The following is a 19,589-nucleotide window of genomic DNA, read 5'->3' as shown; positions in this document are numbered from 1 at the left end:
TCCGCCGCGAGCCCTCCCCATGCCTTCTTTCATCCAGACGCTCAACGACGCGTGGCAGCGCACGAATTCGCTGCTGTGCGTCGGTCTCGATCCCGATCCCGCGAAGTTTCCCGGCGCGCTCGCGAACCGGGCCGATGCGATCTTCGATTTCTGCCGCGCGATCGTCGACGCGACTGCGCCTTACGCGTCGTCGTTCAAACCGCAGATCGCCTATTTCTCGGCACATCGTGCCGAAGATCAGCTCGAACAACTGATCGCACACATTCACGCGCATCATCCGGGTCTGCCGGTCGTACTCGACGCGAAGCGCGGCGATATCGGCAGCACCGCCGAGCAGTACGCGCGCGAAGTCTTCGAGCGTTACGGCGCGGACGCGGTCACGGTGAATCCGTACATGGGTTTCGATTCGATCGAGCCGTATCTCGAGCATGACGGTAAGGGCGTGATCGTGTTGTGCCGCACATCGAATGCGGGCGGCTCCGATCTGCAGTTCCTCGACACGGCCGGGCGCCCGCTGTATCAGGTGGTCGCGCAGCTTGCGGCAGAGAAGTGGAACGCTAGCGGGCAGCTTGGGCTAGTAGTCGGCGCGACGTTTCCGAAGGAAATCGAAGTCGTGCGTGGGATCGTCGGTGATATGCCGCTGCTGATTCCCGGCATCGGCGCGCAAGGCGGCGATGTGGAAGCGACCGTGCGCGCAGGGCGCACCGCGTCGGGGGCGGGGATGCTGATCAACTCGTCGCGCGCAATCATCTACGCGGGCAAGGGCGACGATTTTGCGCAGGCTGCTGCGGCTGCCGCGCAACTGACGCGCGATACGATCAACGCATCGCGTTGAAGCGGTACATCGGGTTACGCGTCGGCTATGCGGCTGGCGCGGCCGATTCCCGCGCAGATGCCCTGCGTTAAAGCTCAGCGCAACGGCTCAGCGTTACAACCAGGCGTTAACGCGGCCCAAGCCGCGCGATGAGCGCATCGTGCTGTGGCCACGCCTGCCGCAGCGCTTCTGCATCGGCCAGTTCGAACTCACTGAACTCGAATCCAGGCGCCACCGTGCAACCGACCAGCGCAAAGCTCGCCGGATCGGCGCATTCCGCGGCAAACCACAACCCAGCCGGCACCACCGCCTGAAACACCGTGTCCGGATGCGTCAGCGCATTGCCGAGCCGATGCGTGGTGAGCTGTCCGGCGTCGTCGAGTACGTGGACGTCGAGCGGTTCGCCGGCGTAGAAATGCCAGACTTCGTCGGAGCGAATGCGGTGCCACGAGGAATGGGCGCCGTCGCATAGCAGGTAGTAGATTGCCGTCGATGCCGAGCGCCGCTCGTTTGAGCCTTCGCGATGCACGCCGTCTGCGGCCCGATAGGTTTCGCTGAAGAAGCCGCCTTCCGGATGCGGCTTCAGGTCGAAGCGGCGGATCAAGGCGTGTCGGTCGAGATCGTTGGTCTGCATGGGAGTCGTGAGAGAGGCCAAGGTGGCGGCCCGCAGCAAGGGCCGGCGGAAGTCACACAACAAGAATACTAAGAGACGACGAGCGGCGCTTCAGCGTTCCTGCTCGTCGAGCAGCGCAAGCACGCCACGCAACGCATGCGCGGCAGCCTGCACGCGGATCTGCTCGCGACCGCCCTTGAACACGACGGTTTCGACGGCAGTATGCAGACGGTTGCTCCAGCCAAACGACACCATTCCGACCGGCTTCGTTTCCGTACCGCCGCCCGGCCCGGCGACGCCGGTAATCGATAGCGCGACCTGCGCGCGGCTGTTGCGCAGCGCACCCTCCGCCATCGCACGCGCAACCGGTTCGCTGACTGCACCATGACGGTCGATCAGCTCCGCGGGCACACCGATCATTTCGCTCTTCGCCTGGTTCGAATAGGTGACAAAGCCGCGTTCGAACCAGCCGCTGCTGCCGGAGATATCGGTGATCGCGGTGGCGACCATGCCGCCGGTGCAGGATTCGGCGGTGGCAAGCATCAGGCGCCCGTCGCGCAGCCGGTTGCCGACGCGGATGGCGAGCTGATGGACGACGGAATCGGTAGGCATGCGCAGGTCCGGTAACGGGTGTCGGTCAGACCGACATGCGCCACAGCGCGATCACGAGCAACGTGTAGAACGCGGCGGCAAGGTCGTCGAACATGATGCCAAAACCACCTTTCAGCTTGCGGTCGAAATAACCGATGGGCGGTGGTTTCACCATGTCGAAGAAGCGAAACACGACAAACGCCCACAACTGCCCAATGAACGTGACGGGTGTCACCATCAGTAGAACGAGCCAGAACGCGACGATTTCGTCCCAGACGACCGGCGACGGATCGTCGGTGCCGAGCCGCTTCGCGGTGAAGCCGGTGATGGCGATGCCGGCGAAGAAGCCGATCACAATGACGAGACCCCAGTCGATCACGGTCAGATAGCGGCTGAACGCAACGAACGAGGCCCATGCGAACAGCGTGCCGACGGTGCCGGGCATGATCGGCGAGAGGCCGCTGCCGAACCCGAGCGACAGGATGTGCAGCGGGTGCGACAGCATGAAGCGGGAGTTCGCGCGGCGCGGTCCCGGCTTGCCGGGGTTCGGGCCGGAGCCGCCGGGGAGATCGTCGGAGGGGACGAGCGGGGGTTCAGTCTGCATGGAAATGATCGAAGCCTTGCAACGTCAGGGTGAGCGGTGTGCCGGCCGCGTCGTGCCAGGCGATCGCGGGTGCGGGCGTCGCCGCTTGAAGAGCGGTTATTGTACCGATGCGTGTCACGGTTACGGCGGCCTCGCGGCCCGCGGCTTCGACCACCGCGCGCGCTGTCTGCGCAGCGGTGAAACAGAGTTCGTAGTCGTCACCGCCGGCGAGCGTGCAGCGTCGTTGTATGTCGGCGGGGAACTGGCGCAATGCGGCGGAACGCGGCACGGCGTCGACATCGACGATCGCACCGACCTGCGAGCGTTCGAGGATATGCAATAGATCGCCGGCGAGCCCGTCGGACAGATCGAGCGCCGCGTGCGCGATGCCGCGCAGCGCGAGACCGAGCGCGACACGCGGCTCGGGTCGCTCCATTGCGTGACGGAAAAGTGCGGCATCGGCGTCGTTCGTCTGCCATTCGCCACGCAACACACCCAAACCAGCGCGCGCATCGCCAAGTACGCCCGAGATCCAGATGTCATCGCCAGGCTGGGCCGCATCGCGCCGCAGCGCATGCTGAGGGGGCACCGAACCGAACACGGTCAAACACAGATTGAGCGGCCCGCCCGTGGTATCGCCGCCGATCAGCGGGCAATCGAACCGCTCAGCCAGTTCGAACAGGCCGTTGCTGAATGGCTCGAGCCACGCTTCGCTTGCTTGCGGTAGCGAGAACGCTAGCGTGAACCCTTGCGGCCGCGCACCCATCGCCGCGAGGTCCGACAGGTTGACCGCCAGCGCCTTGTGACCCAGCGCGTGCGGATCGACATCGGCGAAGAAATGGCGCCCTTCCACCAGCATGTCCGTCGAAATTGCCAGCATCTCGCCAGGGCGTGGTGCGAGCAGCGCACAGTCGTCGCCGATGCCGAGCGGCACGTCGGCGCGCGGCGCACCAGCCGCGGCACGCCGGGCAAAGAAACGGTCGATCAACGAAAACTCGGAGAGCATGGCGATGTCCGGCGTACGCGAAAGGGGAGGCAAATGCGGTTAAAAGCGCGCATGGTAGCGCGTACTGCATGGTAAAACCAGGCAAACAGCGCGGCTGAGCGGCTACTGTGGCGGTTTCTTCAGGGTTATTTCGGGTGCGGCAGTTGCACCCTTTCCGACGGAATTGGGCGGGGGATTGGGGCTACAATGCCGTCGAATATCCATTCTAATCCGCACCTCGAAGCCCGCCTCATGTCCAATTCCGCCAATAGCAAACTCCGCGAAGCCGCCCTCGATTATCACGAGTTTCCCACCCCGGGAAAGATCGCGATCGCGCCGACCAAGCAGATGATCAACCAGCGCGATCTCGCGCTGGCGTATTCGCCGGGCGTCGCGTTCGCGTGCGAGGCGATCGTCGAGAATCCGCTGAATGCCGCGCGCTTCACCGCGCGCAGCAACCTGGTCGGCGTCGTGACGAACGGCACCGCGGTGCTCGGCCTCGGCAACATCGGGCCACTCGCATCGAAGCCGGTGATGGAAGGCAAGGCGGTGCTGTTCAAGAAGTTCGCCGGCATCGACGTGTTCGATATCGAGCTGAACGAGTCGGACCCGCACAAACTGGTCGATGTGATCGCCGCGCTCGAACCGACGTTCGGCGGGATCAATCTCGAGGACATCAAGGCGCCCGACTGCTTCATCGTCGAGCGCGAGTGCCGCAAGCGCATGAAGATTCCAGTCTTCCACGACGACCAGCATGGCACGGCCATCGTCGTCGCGGCGGCGATCACCAATGGCCTGAAAGTGGTCCAGAAGGACATCAAGAGCGTGAAGCTGGTCGCATCGGGCGCGGGCGCTGCATCGCTTGCGTGTCTGGACCTGCTCGTCGATCTCGGTTTGCCGATCGAAAACATTCTGGTGACCGACCTCGCTGGTGTCGTCTACAAAGGCCGCGTCGAACTGATGGACCCGGACAAGGAACGTTTCGCCCGTGAGACCGACGCGCGCACGCTCGCCGAGGCGATTGGCGGCGCGGATATTTTCCTGGGGCTGTCGGCGGGCGGCGTGCTGAAGCCGGAAATGGTCAAGGGAATGGCCGCCAGGCCGCTGATCCTCGCACTCGCGAACCCGACGCCGGAAATCCTGCCGGAACTGGCGCTCGAAGTGCGCCCGGATGCCGTGCTCGCAACGGGCCGTACCGACTATCCGAATCAGGTCAACAACGTGCTGTGTTTTCCGTTCATCTTCCGCGGTGCGCTCGATGCGGGCGCCACGACGGTGACGCGCGAGATGGAAATTGCCGCGGTGAATGCGATTGCCGAGCTGGCGCGCCAGGAGCAGAGCGATATCGTCGCGACCGCGTATGGCATTCAGGATCTGTCGTTCGGGCCGGAATACCTGATTCCGAAGCCGTTCGATCCGCGCCTGATCGTCAAGATCGCGCCGGCTGTGGCGAAAGCCGCGATGGATTCGGGCGTGGCGACCCGGCCGATCGAAGACATGGATGCGTACGAACAACATCTGCAGCAGTTCGTCTATCACAGCGGCACGACGATGAAGCCGATCTTCCAGCTCGCGCGCAGCGTCGAGCCGGAGAAGAAGCGCATCGTGTTCGCGGAAGGCGAAGAAGAGCGCGTATTGCGCGCGGTGCAGATCATCGTCGACGAGAAGCTCGCGAAGCCGATCCTGATCGGCCGTCCGTCGGTGATCGAACAACGCATGACGCGTTATGGACTGCGGCTCACAGCCGGCCAGGACTACACGGTCGTCAACACCGATCACGACGAGCGCTATCGCGCGTACTGGCAGGAATATCACAAGATGATGGCGCGCAAGGGCATCAGCGAGCAGATGGCCAAGCTCGAAATGCGCCGCCGTACGACGCTGATCGGCTCGATGATGGTGAAGAAGGGCGAAGCGGACGGGATGATCTGCGGCACGATCAGCACGACGCATCGCCATCTGCACTTCGTCGACCAGGTAATCGGCAAGCGCGCAGGCTGCAGCGTCTACGCGGCGATGAACGCGCTGGTCCTGCCAGGCCGGCAGATCTTCCTCGTCGACACGCACGTGAACGTCGATCCGACGCCGGAACAGCTCTGCGAAATCACCATCATGGCCGCCGAAGAAGTACGCCGCTTCGGCATCGAGCCGAAGATCGCGCTGGTCTCGCACTCGAACTTCGGCACGAGCCACGCGCCGTCCGCGCAGAAAATGCGCGACACGCTGGCGTTGTTGCGCGAGCGCGCGCCGGATCTGGAAGTGGACGGCGAAATGCACGGCGACGTCGCGCTCGATGCAAACCTGCGTCGTGAAGTGCTGCCGGAATCGACGCTCGAAGGCGACGCAAACCTGCTGGTGCTGCCGAACATCGACGCGGCAAATATCTCGTACAACCTGCTGAAGACGGCCGCCGGCAACAACATCGCAATCGGCCCGATGCTGCTCGGCGCGGCACAACCGGTGCATGTGCTGACTTCGTCGGCGACGGTCCGCCGGATCGTCAACATGACCGCACTGCTGGTCGCGGATGTGAGCGCCGCACGCTAATTTCCCGTAGAAATTTCGCCCGGATAAAAAAGAAAGGCGTGCCTGCCACGGCACGCCTTTGGGCGAACAGGGGAATGTCGCCCGAAAATGGCTCCGGCGCTGCAGCGCCAGCTCCGGGTGGCCCTGACAGTCGAGAGGGAAAAACCTTTGTGCGAGGCCCTTTCGACGCGTCATTGGGTTAATTTTATCTTGATCCAGATAGAGTATTTGTCAAAAGTCGTCAAAACTACCGTTTTACAAGGCTTTTCTGTGCCAAAGGAACCTTGCATACGGCGCACGAACATTGATTCCAAAGGCTATTAGCGATACCCTTACGGCTTTCATGGTCGTCGAACTCGTGATTCAACAACGGGAATCCTGATTCATGGCACGCAAGTGGCTCCGCAACGGCGTGCTCAACGCCGCCCTGACGGTCAGTCTGTGCGGGGGGCTAGTCGAAGGCGCTTTGGCGCGAGACTATGCGGTTCCAGCCGGGATTCAGGCGCAGGGTACCGTCGCGGTGGCGCAACTGCCCCGCGAGGCAGTCAATACATTGAACTTGATTGCGGCAGGCGGGCCTTATCCGTATGAGAAGGACGGCATCGTATTCGGCAACTACGAGCGGTTGCTGACGCCGCAGCGGCGCGGCTATTACCACGAATACACCGTTCCTACGCCCCGTGCGCGCAACCGCGGTGCGCGGCGCATCGTCTGTGGCGGTCCGCTCAGGCAGACCGATAATTGTTTTTACTCCGACGACCACTACACCAGTTTTAAACGTATTGTTGAATGATATTGGGATGAACGGCATGAGCGACAACGTCTACGCGCACGACACCGGAGTCGCGACGGATCTTTTCGCGGCCGGCGACGGCAATCTGTTCCAGCGCGTCATGCAGATGCGCGCCGCCGGTCACGACGGGGACAACCAGAGCGAAGCCAGCACGGTGCTTTCATCGAATGAGGAGCCCATGAGTCTTTTCAAGACCGTACGACCGAACATCGTACAGTCGATCCGCGCGTTTCGCGTGCAGGATCTGGCCGACGAGGCAAACCAGCTCGGTCAGCATTTTCTGTATGCGCAATGCGCGTGCGCACAATCGAAGCAGGAAGTGCTCGAAACGATTGCGACGTCGTTTTTGTTTCCGAAGCATTTCGGCAAGAACTACGACGCGCTTTTTGACTGCCTGACCGACCTGGTTCAAAAGGCCGGCACGCAGCCTGGTTTCGTGATCGTGCTCGAGGCACTGCCGGTGGCGCAGAAGTTCGACAAGGAAGGTCGCGAAACGCTGCTCGACGTATTCCGTGAAGCCGCCGAATTCTGGGCCGAGCGGAAGGTCGCGTTCCGGGTGTTCTATTCGTTTGCCTGAGCGCCTCGCGATTTGACAGCAGGCGTGACTGGATGACGCGAGCGTCGTTCGATACCGCAGACAGGAAGCACAGGGCCCGCCAACTGGCGGGCCCTGTGCTTTTCTACGTGAAGCGATAAGCGACAAGCGAACTAACCGCAATCACCATCCGCCCCAACGTGCGGCCAGCGCGGCGAGCACCGCGATGCCGGCGGTTTCCGTGCGCAACACGCGCGGCCCGAGTGCGACGGCGGTGAATCCGCGGGCCGTTGCGGCTTCTTCTTCTTCGATCGACAGGCCGCCTTCCGGGCCGATCAGTACGATCGTTTCGCCGCGCGGTGGCTCGGCTGGCAATGCGGTGAACGCGATGCTTGCGCGTGGTGACAGCAGCAGCCGCAATTCGCCGTCGGCGGGCGTTGTGCCCAGCGCGTCGAGCCAAGCGGTGAATTCGCGAATTGGCGCGACAGCCGGCAGCCGGTTGCGCCCGCACTGTTCGCACGCCGCCCGAACGATGCCTTCCCAATGCGCGAGCCGCCGCTGCGCGCGCTCGCCGGCAAGACGGACGACGCTGCGTGTCGTTGTCAGCGGTACGAAGTTCGAGGCGCCGAGTTCGACTGCTTTCTCGATCAGCCAGTCCATCTTGTCGCCACCGGCGATGCCCTGCGCAAGCGTCAACCGATACGGCGGCTCCGCTTCCGCGGCACTGAATGCGCCGATTTTCACCGATGCCGAGCGGCGCTCCACCTCGATCAACTCAGCCTGATACGCGCCGCCTTCGCCGTTGAACAGCGCGAGCGAGTCGCCGGCCTGCAGACGCAGCACCTGGATATGACGGACGACATCGTCGGGAAGCGATACGACATCGCCGGACTGAAACGATTTGCCGACGAAAAAACGGGGCATTGATGCAACGCTCATAAATTCACGAAAGGCGCCGGGCGAGTGCCCAGCGGTAGCCGTCCAGATCTTCGATCTGGGCAAAACGGTCGCCCCAGAACTGGTCCTGCGGCTCGCTGAGGGATTTCGCGCCGGCAGCAAGCGCCCAGGCATAAACCGCATCGACATCGTCGACATACAGATAGAACGATTGCGGTGCGATTGCGCCCGCGCTCTTCGGCGTCTTCGCTGTCGAGCCGAACGCGCCTTCGGGTGCGAACATCACGATCAGTTGATCTTGCCAGGTCATCTCGACGTGCATGATCACGCCTTCGTCCTGCACGCTGTCGCGTAACGCAAAACCGAACGCCGCTTCATAGAACGCGATCGCGGAGCGTGCATCGCGCACCGTCATGTAAGGGGTCAACCAGGGCACACCGGCTGGGCGAGGCGCGGTCATCAAATTCTCCGTATCCAGGGGGCGTCCATGCAGTGCACCGGTCGGACGGCTGTCGCGCGATGACCGTCGATGGCCGGCTGCGGCAACGTCCGCCAACGTCACCGCGATGGCTGTAAGACTCCGCTTAGTTTATCGCGCACTGCGTAAGGTTCTGCAAATAATGCGGCGTGCAGTGCTGGGTCGTACCACTTCAACCCGGCGATGCCTCGCGTGGCGAGCCGGGCGGCTGCTTGTTCTGCGGTGAGCGCGGTGGGGTCGAGCGTGTCGCTTGCCGTTGCCATCAGCCACAGCGAGCCGTAGAGCGGCACGAATGCCGCCATCGTGCGGACCACCGCGAACGACGCGCGCAGATCGTCGAGCAGTGCGTCGATGCGGGCGGCGTGGAAGTACGGCGCGCCGAGATGGATCGACAGCGCGGCTTGTGGTGCCATCGCGCGTTTAAGTGCGGTGTAGAAGCTTCGTGTGTACAGGCCGGCTGCGGGCGAGTCGGGCGGCGTCAGGTCGAAGACCACGAGATCGAACTGCTCATGCGACTGCTCGACGAAGACCGCCGCGTCGCCGATCGCGAGTTCGACGCGCGGATCGTCCCAGGCGCCGCCATGTACGTCGGGCAGATGTTCGCGAGTCAGGCGGACGACTTCCTCGTCGAGTTCGGCGACGACAATCCGCTCGATGCCCGGATGCTTCAGCAACTGTTTCGCCGCGCCCCCATCGCCGCCGCCGAGCACGAGCGCCGCGCGCGGCGCCGGATGCGCGAGCGCGGCCGGATGAACCATGCATTCGTGATAGATGAACTCGTCGCCGGCGGACGTCATCGGTCGGCCGTCGAGCGTGAACAACCGGCCGAGCGCCGACGTGTCCCAGACTTCGATGTGCTGGTAGCGCGAATCGACTCGCTCGATGCAGCGTGCGTCCGCAAAACCGTAGACGGCATCGGGCGAAGGGCGGAACAGCAGAGGAGGGTTCACGGCGGCGGGCGCAAGGGCGCGGCGTTTCGATGGGCGGATTATAGTGCCGCGGATTGCAAGCCGAATCGCGGCAAACTCACGGCTGGGCTGCGGTCAGAGCGCTACCAAAGCGCGACCAAAGCGCGACCAAAGCGCGACCAAAGCGCTACCGACGCCCACAGCCGAGGCTTGCAGTACGTGCCTGCCACCGCGGCTCGCCCAGCCCCCACCCGTCCCGGTCCGCAGCGAACGATCTGCTAGAATGACACGCTTTGCAGCCCCGTCCGTTTGCTCTGCCCGTCTCGCGTCTTCAGGCGCCGCACCGTGCGCGCCAGCGGACTGCCGTCGAGCTTCCGGACACCGCCCGCGCCCCGCTTTTTGGACCCGTTCTCCGGACTCGACATGACGACCCCATCTCCCGCTCCCACCTCCCTGATGGCCAACGCGATCCGCGCGCTCGCGATGGACGCCGTTCAACAAGCGAATTCCGGTCACCCCGGCATGCCGATGGGCATGGCCGAGATCGGCGTGGCACTGTGGTCGCGCCACCTGCGCCACAACCCGGCCAATCCGAACTGGACCGATCGCGACCGCTTCGTGCTGTCGAACGGTCACGGCTCGATGCTGCTGTATTCGCTGCTGCACCTGACCGGCTACGACCTGCCGATCGAAGAGCTGAAGAACTTCCGGCAGATGCATTCGAAGACGCCGGGTCACCCGGAATACGGCATCACGCCGGGCGTCGAAACGACCACTGGCCCGCTCGGCCAGGGTCTCGCCAATTCAGTCGGCATGGCGCTCGCCGAAGCGCTGCTCGCCGCCGAATTCAACAAGCCCGATGCGAAGATCGTCGATCACCATACGTACGTGTTCCTCGGCGACGGTTGCCTGATGGAAGGCATCTCGCACGAAGCCTGTTCGTTTGCTGGCACGCTGAAGCTGAACAAGCTGATCGCGTTCTACGACGACAACGGCATCTCGATCGATGGTGAAGTCGTCAACTGGTTCCACGACGACACGCCGAAGCGTTTCGAAGCGTACGGCTGGAATGTGATCCCGCACGTGAACGGTCATGACGTCGACGCGGTCGACGCGGCAATCGTCGCAGCGAAGCAATCGAACAAGCCGACGCTGATCTGCTGCAAGACCGTGATCGGCGAAGGCGCACCGACCAAGGCCGGCAGTCACGACGCGCACGGCGCGCCGCTCGGCGCCGAAGAAATCGCGAAGACGCGTGCGGCGATCGGCTGGAAGTGGGAGCCGTTCGTGATTCCGCAGGAAGTCTATGCCGCGTGGGACGCAAAGGAAGCCGGCAAGCGTTTCGAGTCCACGTGGAACGATGCATTCGCGCAATACCAGGCGAAGTATCCGCAGGAAGCGGCCGAATTCACGCGCCGCACCGGCAAGAAACTGCCCGCCGACTGGGCGCAGAAAGCTCAAGCCATCATCGCTGCTGCCAACGAACGCGCAGAAACGGTAGCGTCGCGCAAGGCGTCGCAGCAAACCATCGAAGCGCTGGCTGCGGTGCTGCCGGAACTGCTCGGCGGTTCGGCCGACCTGACCGGCTCGAACCTCACCAACTGGAAGGCCTCGAAGCCGGTGCGCGCGGCGCATGACGGCGAAAGCGGCATCCAGTGGGGCAACCACGTCAACTACGGCGTGCGCGAATTCGGCATGAGCGCCGGGCTCAACGGCGTTACGCTGCATGGCGGCTACAAGGCATTCGGCGGCACGTTCCTGACGTTCTCCGACTACAGCCGCAACGCGCTGCGTATGGCCGCGCTGATGAAGGCACCGTCTATCTTCGTGTTCACGCACGACTCGATCGGCCTCGGCGAAGACGGCCCGACCCACCAGTCCATCGAACACGTCTCGAGCCTGCGGCTGATTCCGCATCTGGACGTGTGGCGTCCTGCCGATACGGTCGAAACAGCGGTGTCGTGGACGCAAGCTGTCGAACATCACGGCCCGTCGGTCCTGATCTTCACGCGTCAAAACCTGCTGTTCTCGGCGCGCACCGATGCGCAGATCGCGAACGTCGCGAAGGGCGGCTACGTGCTGCGCGACTGGGACGACGAGATCGTCGCGCGCAAGGTGATCCTGATCGCGACCGGCTCCGAAGTCGAACTCGCGCTGAAAGCGGTCGAACCGCTCGCTCGCGACGGCATTGCGGCACGTGTCGTGTCGATGCCGGCTACCACCGTGTTCGACCGGCAGGATGCCGAGTACCGCGAACGCGTGCTGCCGAAGGGCGTACGCCGCGTGGCGATCGAAGCCGGCGTGACGGATTTCTGGCGCAAGTACGTGGGTCTGGAAGGCGGCGTGGTCGGTATCGACACGTTCGGCGAATCGGCCCCGGCTGGCGTGCTGTTCAAGCATTTCGGCTTCACCGTCGAGCATGTTGTCGAGACGGCGAAGGCTGCACTGGGCTAACCGACATTGTCGGGACGCACGCGGCGTGCTTCACGCCGCGGCGCCTCGCCCGCAGGACCGATCGAACGTATTTTTTTCAGCCATCAGGAGATAGACCATGACGATTCGCGTCGCAATCAACGGCTACGGCCGGATCGGCCGCAACACGCTGCGCGCCTTCTATGAAAACGGCAAGAAGCACGACATTCAGATCGTGGCGATCAACGACCTCGGTGATGCGAAGACCAATGCTCACCTGACGCAATACGACACGGCGCACGGCAAGTTCCCCGGCGAAGTCGCAGTGGATGGCGAGTACCTCGTCGTGAACGGCGACAAGATCCGCGTGCTCGCCAACCGCAACCCGGCCGAACTGCCGTGGGGTGAACTCGGTGTCGACGTCGTGCTGGAATGCACGGGCTTTTTCACGACCAAGGAAAAGGCTAGCGCCCACATCAAGGGCGGCGCGAAGAAGGTGATCATCTCGGCACCGGGCGGCAAGGATGTCGATGCGACGATCGTCTACGGCGTGAACCATCATGTGCTGAAGGCCGAACACACGGTGATCTCGAATGCATCGTGCACGACGAACTGCCTCGCACCGCTCGTCAAGCCGCTGAACGACAAGATCGGCCTCGAAAACGGCCTGATGACGACGATCCACGCGTACACGAACGATCAGGTGCTGACCGACGTGTATCACGAAGATCTGCGCCGCGCGCGCTCGGCCACGCACAGCCAGATCCCGACGAAGACGGGTGCTGCTTCCGCGGTCGGCCTGGTGCTGCCGGAACTGAATGGCAAGCTCGACGGCTACGCGATCCGCGTCCCGACGATCAACGTGTCGATCGTCGATCTGTCGTTTATCGCGAAGCGCGACACGACGGTCGAAGAAGTGAACGCGATCATGAAGGAAGCGTCGGAAGGTTCGTTGAAGGGCATCCTCGGCTACAACGCGGCGCCGCTGGTTTCGATCGACTTCAACCACAACCCGGCTTCGTCGACGTTCGACTCCACGCTGACGAAGGTGTCGGGTCGTCTCGTGAAGGTGTCGAGCTGGTACGACAACGAATGGGGCTTCTCGAACCGCATGCTTGATACGGCGGTTGCGCTGGCGAACGCGAAGTAAGCGATTGTCGTTGTTGTTGCCGATCAAAAAAGCCGCTCCCAGGAGCGGCTTTTTATCGAAGCGACGCGCAACAGTTCAATGCTTGCGATGCGGGCAATTCTCTTTTATGCAGGCGCCGTACAGCGCGAGCGCGTGTTCCTGTAGCTTGAAGCCACGCTCTTTCGCGATGGCCTGCTGACGGCTTTCGATCTCCGCGTCGAAGAACTCTTCGACGAGCCCGCAGTCGAGACACACGAGGTGGTCGTGATGCGTGCCTTCGTTCAGTTCGAACACGGCCTTACCGGATTCGAAGTTACTGCGCGACAGCAGCCCCGCCTGCTCGAACTGTGTAAGCACGCGGTAAACCGTGGCGAGGCCGATGTCGAGCTCTTCGTGAAGCAGGTTCCGGTAGACGTCTTCTGCTGTCAGATGGCGGACTGGGCTATGCTGGAAAATCTCCAGAATCTTGAGGCGCGGAAGGGTCGCCTTGAGCCCGATATTCTTGAGATCGGTCGGATTGGTCATGACAAGGGATCCCTAGAGTACAATGCACGGCTCCAATAGTAATGTGTTTTTGCGGTTCAAGGCCATCTTCGGCGGAATGAAACTCGCGCGGCTTGTCATCGAGCCCGCACGGTGATGAGTGAAATGATTTCTAAATCTTTATCGATCTACCGGGGGAGCCGCATGCGGGGTACCTTGAGCGCGGTTGCGGCAGTTGCGGTTATGACCGTACTCGTCGGATGTTCTACCTACGACAACCTGACGCAGCGCATCGCGCAACGCATCACACCGTATCGCATCACGGTCGTGCAGGGCAACTTCGTATCGAAGGAAGCCGCGGCGCAGATGCAGGTCGGCATGACGCGGGCGCAGGTTCGCCAGGTGCTGGGCACGCCCCTGCTGGCCGACATGTTCCATGCCGACCGCTGGGACTACGTCTTCTACTTCAAGCGCGGCTCGACGTCGATCGTCCAGCAGCGCGATTTCGTCGTGATATTTGCGGGCGATAACGTCGCGAGCTGGTCGGGCGGCGAGGATCTGCCGTCTAATCTGGAACTGCTGGCGGAGATCGACGGCGACAGGTTGGGCAAGAAATACAAGGCAGCAGCGGCTAGCGCAGCCAGCGCGCCGTCCGCCGCTGCAGCGTCAGACACGGCGGCAGCCGCCGCTGCGCCCGCCGCCACCGATGTCGATGCCAACGCACAGGCCGCGCAAGCCGCGAACCGTGCGACCAGCGCGCCGGACACGCCGTCTCAAAGGCCGACGGTGCGCGCAGGCGTACCGCAGTCGAACGGCGGCGTGCCGCAAGGCGCAACGGCGCCGGGGCAGCCGCAGTTCCAGTTCCACCGTCCGCCGCCGCCGACCGTCCAGGGCGTGCCGCAGGACAACCCGGTGGGTCCGACCGGTTCGAGCAGCGGTGGTCCGACGCTGAACGCACCGTTGACGGCGCCCACGTCGGGAACAAGCAACTAGGCTTTCGCGGGTTACTCATGAAGATTGCTATCGCCGGTGCATCGGGCCGTATGGGCCAGATGCTCATCGAAACAGTCCTGAACGATTCCGCCACGACGCTCTCCGGTGCGCTCGACCGTGCCGGCTCGCCGCAGCTCGGCCAGGACGCGGGCGCGTTCCTCGGCAAGCAGACCGGCGTCGTACTGACCGACGACCTCGACCGGGTGCTGGCCGAATCCGACTACCTGATCGATTTCACGCGTCCCGAAGGCACGATGCTGCACATCGAGGCCGCGCTGCGTCACAACGTGAAACTCGTGATCGGCACGACTGGCTTCGATAATGCGCAGAAAGCGCAGTTGCATGCCGCCGCCGACAAGATTGGCATCGTCTTCGCGGCGAACATGAGCGTGGGCGTCAACGTGACGCTGAAGCTGCTCGAATTTGCCGCGCGCCATTTCGCGACCGGCTACGACATCGAGATCATCGAAGCGCACCACCGTCACAAGGTCGACGCGCCGTCGGGCACGGCGCTCATGATGGGCGAAGTCATCGCCGGTGCGCTCGGGCGCAATCTCGACGAATGTGCGGTCTATGGCCGCGAAGGCGTGACCGGCGCACGCGATCCATCAACCATCGGTTTTTCCGCGATCCGCGGCGGCGATATCGTCGGCGATCACACGGTGCTGTTCGCCGGTATCGGCGAGCGCATCGAGATCACGCACAAGTCCGCGAGCCGTCTGTCGTATGCGCAAGGCGCATTGCGCGCCGTGCGCTTTCTCGGCGACCATCCCACCGGTCTTTACGACATGCAGGACGTACTCGGCCTGCGCTGAGCACGGCGGGCATTTTCCGGCCGCCGGCGGCGCACGGCCGCCGCCGCGCTTCATCCAGACAGCGAGGCCCGATGGCAAGCACCGGCATCATCCATTACCTGCAAACCAGTGACGCGATCACGCATGCCGTCGCTTATGTGCTGCTGGCCATGTCGGTTGCGAGCTGGTGCTTTCTGATCGTCAAGAGCTGGATGCTTGGCCGCGCGAAACGGCAGGGGCCGCGCGCAATCGCGAAGTTCTGGCAGGCGCCGACGCTATCTGACGGCGTCGATGTGCTGCGTCGCGCCGATCGCGAGCGGGTTTTCACGCCGCTTGCCGAAGCCGCATTGCATGCGGCCGAAGCCGATATTCCCGGCATGCTGCTGGCGCGCGTCGATCGTAGCGAGCGGGTGATGCGCGCGCTGCGGCAAGCGCTCAACGCATCGCAGCGCCGGCTCGAGTTCGGCCAGGTGCTGCTCGCTTCGGTGGGTAGTACCGCGCCGTTCGTCGGGCTGCTCGGCACGGTCTGGGGCATCTATCACGCGCTCGGCAGCATTGCTTCGAGCGGCCAGGCGATGATCGAGAATGTCGCGGGCCCGGTCGGCGAGGCGCTGATCATGACCGCGTTCGGTCTGGTCGTCGCGATTCCCGCGGTGCTCGCGTACAACGTGCTTGGACGGATGGTGCGGCAACTGTCCGAGGAACTCGACGGCTTCGCGCACGACCTGCACGCGTACGTGTGCGCGCCGGCGAACTGACGCATCCCGGCAGCGCGGCAGGCGGAGGACGACATGGCATTCGGCGGATTCGACAAGAAGCAGCAGGCCGCGCCGATGGCGGACATCAACATGACGCCGCTGATCGACGTGATGCTGGTGCTGCTCGTCATCTTCATCATCACGGCGCCGCTTTTCACCCACGCTATCCGGCTCGACTTGCCGCGCGTCGCCGCCGATTCAGCGCGCCAGACGCCGCAAACCATTTCCATCTCGATCGATGCCGCGGGCAAGCTGTACTGGAACGGCAACCCGGTCGCGCTCGACCAGCTGCGCGCGCAACTGGTCCAGGCCGGGCGTAGCGCGGACCAGCCGGAGATCCATCTGCGGGCGTCGCGCGACACGCGCTACGAGGTGATTGCGCAGGTGATGGGCGCCGCGCAGCAGGCGGGGCTCGAGCGGCTGGGTTTCGTGACCGATCCGCCGCCGCCGGGACAGAAGCCTTGATGCACGCGGTGTCGGCGAACACTACGCCGTAACCGCCCGGCCCCTGTCAGGTACTCGCCGCCGCGCCCGCGGGACGGCACCGGCCGCGCGCAACCCACGGCGTACACCCCGTCGGACGGTATAATCAGCGCTTTCCCCATTCACGGGGAGCCGACGACATTTCGTTACGCAGAGCACCACGTCCGGTGCGAAAGCATCGAACCCAGCGATCCATCACACCATGCAAGAAAAATACGTTCCCTCCGACGTCGAATCTGCCGCGCAGTCCGAGTGGCGCGCCAGCGACGCCTACAAGACGACGGAAATCGCCAGCAAGCCGAAGTTCTATTGCGTGTCGATGCTGCCGTACCCGTCGGGCAAGCTGCACATGGGACACGTACGCAACTACACGATCAACGACGTGATGTACCGCTATCTGCGGATGAACGGCTACAACGTGCTGATGCCGATGGGCTGGGACGCGTTCGGCATGCCCGCCGAAAACGCCGCAATGGCGAACGGCGTGCCGCCGGCGCGCTGGACCTACGACAATATCGCGTACATGAAGGGGCAGATGCAGTCGATGGGACTCGCCATCGACTGGTCCCGCGAAGTCGCGACTTGCAGCCCGACGTACTACAAGTGGAACCAGTGGCTGTTCCTGAAGATGCTCGAGAAGGGCATCGCGTACAAGAAAACCGGCACTGTGAACTGGGACCCGGTCGACCAGACCGTGCTCGCGAACGAACAGGTGATCGACGGGCGCGGCTGGCGCTCCGGCGCACTGGTCGAGAAGCGCGAAATCCCGATGTACTACATGCGCATCACGCAGTACGCGGACGAGTTGCTGAGCGACCTCGAAGGCCTCGGCTGGCCTGAGCGCGTGAAGGTCATGCAGCAGAACTGGATCGGCAAGAGCTACGGCGTGAACTTCGGTTTCCCGTACGAGATCGACGGTGAGGAAAAGCTGCTGCGCGTATTTACGACACGTGCTGACACGATCATGGGCGTCACGTTCTGCGCAGTGGCCGCCGAGCATCCGCTCGCCACGCGTCTCGCGCAGGACAAGCCGGAACTGCAGGCGTTCATCGAAGAGTGCAAGCGCGGCGGCGTCGCGGAAGCCGACGTTGCGACGATGGAAAAGAAGGGTATCGGTACCGGCTTTTACGTCACGCATCCGCTCACTCAGGAACGCGTCGAAGTGTGGATCGGCAACTACGTGCTGATGAGCTACGGCGAAGGCGCGGTGATGGGTGTGCCCGCGCACGACGAGCGCGACTTCGCGTTCGTGAAGAAGTACGACTTGCCCATCAAGCAGGTGGTCGCTGTAGAAGGTGAATCGTTTTCCGCCGACGCCTGGCAGGAGTGGTACGGCAGCAAGGAAGGCTGCGTTTGCGTGAATAGCGGCAAGTACGACGGCCTGAACTACACGCAGGCCATCGACGCAGTAGCCGCTGATCTGAAAGCGCTCGGCCTCGGCGACAAGCAGGTCACCTGGCGTCTGCGCGACTGGGGTATTTCGCGGCAGCGCTACTGGGGCACGCCGATCCCGATCATCCATTGCGACACGTGCGGCGACGTACCCGTCCCGGAACAGGACCTGCCTGTCGTGCTGCCGGAAGACCTCGTGCCGGATGGCACCGGCAACCCGCTCGCGAAGTCCGAAGCGTTCGTGAACTGCGTGTGTCCGAAGTGCGGCGCACCGGCCAAGCGCGAGACCGACACGATGGACACGTTCGTCGATTCCGCGTGGTACTTCTCGCGTTACGCCGCGCCCGATGCGAAGACCATGGTCGACGAACGCACCGACTACTGGATGCCGATGGACCAGTACATCGGCGGCATCGAACACGCCATCCTGCATCTGCTGTATTCGCGCTTCTGGGCCAAGGTGATGCGCGACATGGGCCTCGTGAAATTCGCCGAACCGGCGAAGAACCTGCTCACGCAGGGCATGGTGCTCAACGAAACCTATTATCGCGAGAACGATGCCGGCAAGAAGGCGTGGTTCAATCCCGCCGATGTCGTCGTCACGCACGACGACAAGGGTCGCCCGGTCGGTGCGACGCTCAACGCGGACGGTCAGCCTGTGGTGCTCGGCGGCATCGAGAAGATGTCGAAGTCGAAGAACAACGGCGTCGATCCGCAGATCCTGATCGACCTGTACGGCGCCGATACCGCGCGCCTCTTCACGATGTTCGCGTCGCCGCCGGAGCAGCAGCTCGAGTGGTCGGGTGCGGGCGTCGAGGGTGCGAGCCGGTTCCTGCGTCGCGTGTGGTCGTTCGGTCAGAGCAACGAAGCGGTATTGCGCAGTGGCTCGTCGGCGGCGGTGCATGCGCCCGGCGATGTCGACAAGACCGTGCGTCGCGAGATCTACAGCGTGCTGAAGCAGGCCGATTTCGATTATCAGCGGCTGCAGTACAACACGGTTGTCTCGGCGGCGATGAAGATGCTCAACGCACTCGAAGGCGCAAAGGGCGCGCAGCCCGCCGTGCTGCGCGAAACCTACGGCGTGCTGTTGCGCGTGCTGTACCCGGTCGTGCCGCACGTCACGTTCCAGCTGTGGCGCGAACTCGGCTATGCCGACGAATTCGGTTCGTTGCTCGACGCGCCGTGGCCGAAGGTCGACGAAGCCGCGCTCGAGCAAACGGAGATCGAGCTCGTGCTGCAGGTGAACGGCAAGGTGCGCGGCGCGGTGACGGTCGCGAAGGATGCATCGCGCGAAGCGATCGAAGCCGCAGCGCTCGCGCACGAGATGGTTGCGAAGTTCAGCGAAGGCAAGCCGCCGAAGAAGGTGATCGTCGTGCCGGGCCGGCTCGTGAACATCGTCGTTTGATATCGACGCACCGCGGG

The 19,589-nt window shown here is 63.5% G+C and carries 19 protein-coding genes; 11 read left to right on the top strand and 8 right to left on the bottom strand.

The window, feature by feature from the left end; genetic code table 11:
• Positions 1–19: 19 nt before the first annotated feature.
• The gene (pyrF, locus tag M0D65_RS03100; protein ID WP_091009820.1) at positions 20–835 is read left to right on the top strand and encodes an orotidine-5'-phosphate decarboxylase; all 816 of its coding nucleotides are present in this window, start codon (positions 20–22) and stop codon (positions 833–835) included.
• Between the two features lie 106 nt (positions 836–941).
• Here the strand turns inward: pyrF and M0D65_RS03095 are convergent, their stop codons facing one another.
• The 4 genes from M0D65_RS03095 to thiL form a co-directional block, all read right to left on the bottom strand.
• Positions 942–1,448: a cupin domain-containing protein gene (locus M0D65_RS03095; RefSeq protein WP_266251033.1), complete on the bottom strand. Its 507-nt coding sequence runs from the start codon at positions 1,446–1,448 to the stop codon at positions 942–944.
• Between the two features lie 90 nt (positions 1,449–1,538).
• Entirely contained in the window at positions 1,539–2,039 is a 501-nt protein-coding gene (locus M0D65_RS03090; RefSeq protein ID WP_266251032.1) for a CinA family protein, read from the bottom strand.
• 25 nt (positions 2,040–2,064) lie between these two features.
• Complete coding sequence (locus tag M0D65_RS03085) at positions 2,065–2,622, bottom strand: phosphatidylglycerophosphatase A (RefSeq protein ID WP_266251031.1); 558 nt, start codon at positions 2,620–2,622, stop codon at positions 2,065–2,067.
• Positions 2,612–3,607: a thiamine-phosphate kinase gene (gene thiL, locus M0D65_RS03080; protein WP_266251030.1), complete on the bottom strand. Its 996-nt coding sequence runs from the start codon at positions 3,605–3,607 to the stop codon at positions 2,612–2,614. Before thiL ends, M0D65_RS03085 begins: the two co-directional genes overlap by 11 nt.
• Positions 3,608–3,793: 186 nt before the next feature.
• On the opposite strand from thiL, the gene M0D65_RS03075 reads away from it, so the two are divergent.
• The 3 genes from M0D65_RS03075 to M0D65_RS03065 all read left to right on the top strand — a co-directional run bounded on the left by M0D65_RS03075 (position 3,794) and on the right by M0D65_RS03065 (position 7,482).
• Entirely contained in the window at positions 3,794–6,133 is a 2,340-nt protein-coding gene (locus M0D65_RS03075; protein WP_266251029.1) for an NADP-dependent malic enzyme, read from the top strand.
• A gap of 364 nt (positions 6,134–6,497) precedes the next feature.
• Positions 6,498–6,905, top strand: coding sequence for a ribonuclease (locus M0D65_RS03070; protein ID WP_091009835.1), 408 nt, complete (start codon positions 6,498–6,500; stop codon positions 6,903–6,905).
• A 7-nt stretch (positions 6,906–6,912) separates the two neighbouring features.
• On the top strand, positions 6,913–7,482 hold the full coding sequence (locus M0D65_RS03065; RefSeq protein ID WP_170275779.1) for a barstar family protein: 570 nt from the start codon (positions 6,913–6,915) through the stop codon (positions 7,480–7,482).
• A gap of 141 nt (positions 7,483–7,623) precedes the next feature.
• On the opposite strand, the gene M0D65_RS03060 is transcribed toward M0D65_RS03065, so the two are convergent.
• The 3 genes from M0D65_RS03060 to speE all read right to left on the bottom strand — a co-directional run bounded on the left by M0D65_RS03060 (position 7,624) and on the right by speE (position 9,765).
• The gene (locus tag M0D65_RS03060; protein ID WP_266251026.1) at positions 7,624–8,364 is read right to left on the bottom strand and encodes a 16S rRNA (uracil(1498)-N(3))-methyltransferase; all 741 of its coding nucleotides are present in this window, start codon (positions 8,362–8,364) and stop codon (positions 7,624–7,626) included.
• A gap of 19 nt (positions 8,365–8,383) precedes the next feature.
• The gene (locus M0D65_RS03055) at positions 8,384–8,797 is read right to left on the bottom strand and encodes a glyoxalase/bleomycin resistance/extradiol dioxygenase family protein (RefSeq protein ID WP_266251024.1); all 414 of its coding nucleotides are present in this window, start codon (positions 8,795–8,797) and stop codon (positions 8,384–8,386) included.
• A 98-nt stretch (positions 8,798–8,895) separates the two neighbouring features.
• On the bottom strand, positions 8,896–9,765 hold the full coding sequence (gene speE / locus M0D65_RS03050; protein ID WP_266251023.1) for a polyamine aminopropyltransferase: 870 nt from the start codon (positions 9,763–9,765) through the stop codon (positions 8,896–8,898).
• Positions 9,766–10,146: 381 nt separating this feature from the next.
• On the opposite strand from speE, the gene tkt reads away from it, so the two are divergent.
• A complete protein-coding gene (gene tkt, locus M0D65_RS03045) occupies positions 10,147–12,177 on the top strand; it encodes a transketolase (protein ID WP_266251021.1) in 2,031 nt (676 codons plus the stop codon).
• 97 nt (positions 12,178–12,274) lie between these two features.
• Positions 12,275–13,285: a type I glyceraldehyde-3-phosphate dehydrogenase gene (gap, locus tag M0D65_RS03040; RefSeq protein WP_091009847.1), complete on the top strand. Its 1,011-nt coding sequence runs from the start codon at positions 12,275–12,277 to the stop codon at positions 13,283–13,285.
• A gap of 75 nt (positions 13,286–13,360) precedes the next feature.
• Here the strand turns inward: gap and fur are convergent, their stop codons facing one another.
• Positions 13,361–13,789, bottom strand: a complete 429-nt coding sequence (fur, locus tag M0D65_RS03035) for a ferric iron uptake transcriptional regulator (RefSeq protein WP_091009850.1) — start codon at positions 13,787–13,789, stop codon at positions 13,361–13,363.
• A 162-nt stretch (positions 13,790–13,951) separates the two neighbouring features.
• On the opposite strand from fur, the gene M0D65_RS03030 reads away from it, so the two are divergent.
• The 5 genes from M0D65_RS03030 to leuS all read left to right on the top strand — a co-directional run bounded on the left by M0D65_RS03030 (position 13,952) and on the right by leuS (position 19,572).
• Positions 13,952–14,740, top strand: a complete 789-nt coding sequence (locus tag M0D65_RS03030) for an outer membrane protein assembly factor BamE (protein WP_266251018.1) — start codon at positions 13,952–13,954, stop codon at positions 14,738–14,740.
• Positions 14,741–14,757: 17 nt separating this feature from the next.
• Positions 14,758–15,555, top strand: coding sequence for a 4-hydroxy-tetrahydrodipicolinate reductase (dapB, locus tag M0D65_RS03025; protein ID WP_266251016.1), 798 nt, complete (start codon positions 14,758–14,760; stop codon positions 15,553–15,555).
• Between the two features lie 71 nt (positions 15,556–15,626).
• The gene (locus tag M0D65_RS03020; RefSeq protein WP_266251014.1) at positions 15,627–16,292 is read left to right on the top strand and encodes a MotA/TolQ/ExbB proton channel family protein; all 666 of its coding nucleotides are present in this window, start codon (positions 15,627–15,629) and stop codon (positions 16,290–16,292) included.
• Positions 16,293–16,325: 33 nt separating this feature from the next.
• A complete protein-coding gene (locus M0D65_RS03015; RefSeq protein ID WP_266251012.1) occupies positions 16,326–16,757 on the top strand; it encodes a biopolymer transporter ExbD in 432 nt (143 codons plus the stop codon).
• 220 nt (positions 16,758–16,977) lie between these two features.
• Positions 16,978–19,572, top strand: a complete 2,595-nt coding sequence (gene leuS / locus M0D65_RS03010; RefSeq protein ID WP_266251010.1) for a leucine--tRNA ligase — start codon at positions 16,978–16,980, stop codon at positions 19,570–19,572.
• Positions 19,573–19,589: the final 17 nt, after the last annotated feature.

The sequence above is a fragment of the Paraburkholderia sp. CHISQ3 genome, assembly GCF_030464945.1.
In the GTDB taxonomy this organism is placed as follows: Bacteria; Pseudomonadota; Gammaproteobacteria; order Burkholderiales; family Burkholderiaceae; genus Paraburkholderia; species Paraburkholderia megapolitana.
Note: the sequence above shows the minus strand (reverse complement) of the source record. Positions and strands in the feature narration are given on the sequence as shown.